This window comes from Bacillus sp. Marseille-Q3570, assembly GCF_946151055.1.
Classification (GTDB): Bacteria; Bacillota; Bacilli; order Bacillales; family Fictibacillaceae; genus Pseudalkalibacillus.
Genome location: NZ_CAMGYZ010000032.1, coordinates 1 through 2,524 on the forward strand (window position 1 = coordinate 1; position 2,524 = coordinate 2,524).

Consider the following 2,524-nt stretch of genomic DNA (forward strand, 5'->3'; position numbering starts at 1 on the left):
TGGAATACTACAATTCCTTTAGGTATCAATGGGGATTAAAAAGAATGACCCCAGAACAATTCCGGGGTCACCTCTTAGCTGCTTAGGTCCTTTTATTAAACTGTCTATTTTTAAGGGTACAGTTCAGATTGTTGCTTTTGAGTCATTTTAAAAAACACACCTTGTGCAAGTTGATTGGAGAGCAAGGTGCAAGACTCCAGCAGGATCAGCGTGCCTACTACCTGGATAATTTGTAGGTCGAGCCTTAGTTGCCCTTTATACTTTCTTTAAGAAGTGCAAGAGCAAAAAAGTTTGCGAAAACAGCCAAAAGGAAAAAACAAATGAGGAGTCTCCTCCCCATTTGCTTCATTAAAATAAGATCGGGATCAATACACCTGCTAATAATAGAATGAGTGCTCCGCCAAGCCTTGAGGATATTTGGGCGAACGGCATCAGTTCCATTCTTCTTGATGCTGACAGGACTGCAACATCTCCAGTTCCGCCCATATTCGCCATACATAATCCAGCTGTGATAGCAGATTCAATCGGGTAGAATCCGACGAGTCGACCAACCAGCGCGGAACCAATCGTTGCACCAAGGACAACAGCCAGGACAATCGCGATATATTGAAGGCTTAATGCATCGATTACGGCATTCAGATCGGTATAAGCAATTCCGATTCCGATCAATAATGCGAATGTCCAGTTCTTTGCAACAAATTGGTACCACTGGCTTGCGCCTTCTTCTACGATCTTCGGTAAGAAATTGAAGATCTTACATATGGCTACTGCAATGATCATGAGTGCGTAAGCGTGTAGAGGGATAAAGCCAGCTAATACTTGTCCAAACACAAAGAATGCAAGTGCCGCAAGTAATCCGGCTCCCATTTTGCCGATATCGAGTTTGGATTCTTCTTTTTCATATTTAAAACCTTTCATCAATTGGCCATTACCGGTCAGCGAAGGTTTCTTCTCACCGATCAAGTTAAGGATACTTGCGATGACGATCGCGAAAACGTTCCCTAATGCTAGTGCCGGGACAAGGATAGAAATATAATAGCTTGGGTCATTTCCCAACAGCTCAGAATAGATTTGTGACATTGGAACAGCTCCAGCACCCATTCCGCCTCCCATGATCGGAAGTGTAATTACTAGAATAGCGTCCATTACATCAAAACCAACGATAAAACCGATCAACCCTGCTAAGACGATTGCGCCAAAGACAGCTGAAAGTAGGGGTAAAGCAAACCGTGCACCAGCTTTGATAAGTATTTTCGAGTTCATTCCTAGTATACTACCAGTGATCAGTGCTGCGATATAAAAGTTCAGGAACTGTCCATCCTTCATGAATTCGGTGATCATTGTAACGCTTTGTTCGGGGAGTAAGTTTCCATAAACGAGGAAAGAGGCTCCAAAGATTGCAACAATCGCTCCCCCACCTAAATACGTTTTAACAATAGGGGTGTGATCGCCTAACCAACCGAATAATTCTCCTAATATGATCATGACGATCAAGCTGCCGATCATGCCCCCTGGTAATGTGTTGGTGTAAAGAGCCACCAACATGATAACGCCAAAGATCGCAAACCATATGACAGGGGTACTGAATAATGTCAATCCTTTCCTCGATTCTTCTTGAATCTGGGGTTGCTCACTGCTGTTCTCTTCATTCTTGTAAGCTAGATTACTCACATCATCATCTCCTCACAATTGATTTTAGAGGTTGGAAACGGTTTCATTTATCCGCTACACCTCTTTCGTGTCAAATTCGTCTTATTTTGCATTGTAGGAGATTTAGAGTAAACAAATAAGGTTTTATTACTATTGAAAGTATTTTGTAAATAAAAAAACTGACACTCCCACGGCTAAAGCCGCAAGCTGAACCTCCGGTCCATTGGGATTCTCGAATGATTTTCCGTCCTCAGGCCATTTCTGTTTTGGACAACCTTCGAGATCAGGGTGTGCCATCACCCCTCCTAAGACAGGGCTTATAGCCTCTTAGGCTGATCGACTTTGACCATCGACCACAGGTGCATGACGAATATTCATCGCCCCCGCCCGATCCCGGTGGGTGTGGTAGCCACACCGGCATTTGTATGAACGGTCTTTGGTTTTGTTTCGATTTCCACATGATGGACAGGTTTGACTCGTGTATTTGGGATCGACATACTCGACTTTGATTCCTGCGAGAGCAGCTTTGTATTCGATGAAGGACGCTAAACGATAAAAGGACCAGGTATGAAGGTTCTTTGTATTTTTACAGCTTGTTTTTGCCGTTTGGCGAATATTTGCCAACTTTTCTAATCGTATAATTGACACATAATGTTTGACTGCGAAATCGACAATTTGCCGACTCACCTTATGGTCCTGGTCTTTCATCCAGCGTTGCTCTTTATTATGGAGCTTTCTGATGGCGGTGAGCTTTTTCTTTCGTCCGAGCTTTTGTCGTTTGGATTTGAACATCCGACGAACATACTTGTTTCGTCTTCCGTTTCCAAAAAAACAGGTCTTCTCGTCTTCGGTGACCGCAACAGCAGGGACTTTC

At 43.4% G+C, this 2,524-nt stretch carries 3 protein-coding genes; 1 reads left to right on the top strand and 2 read right to left on the bottom strand.

Annotated elements, in window-relative coordinates; genetic code table 11:
• Nucleotides 1-86 (top strand): IS3 family transposase (locus tag N8M93_RS22950; protein WP_396125745.1); only part of this gene is annotated, 86 nt, incomplete at its 5' end.
• A 262-nt stretch (nt 87-348) separates the two neighbouring features.
• Here the strand turns inward: N8M93_RS22950 and N8M93_RS22535 are convergent.
• The gene (locus N8M93_RS22535) at nt 349-1,671 is read right to left on the bottom strand and encodes a 2-hydroxycarboxylate transporter family protein (protein WP_261134885.1); all 1,323 of its coding nucleotides are present in this window, start codon (nt 1,669-1,671) and stop codon (nt 349-351) included.
• A 306-nt stretch (nt 1,672-1,977) separates the two neighbouring features.
• On the bottom strand, nt 1,978-2,524 hold a 547-nt coding region (locus N8M93_RS22540), incomplete at its 5' end, for an RNA-guided endonuclease TnpB family protein (RefSeq protein ID WP_261134886.1).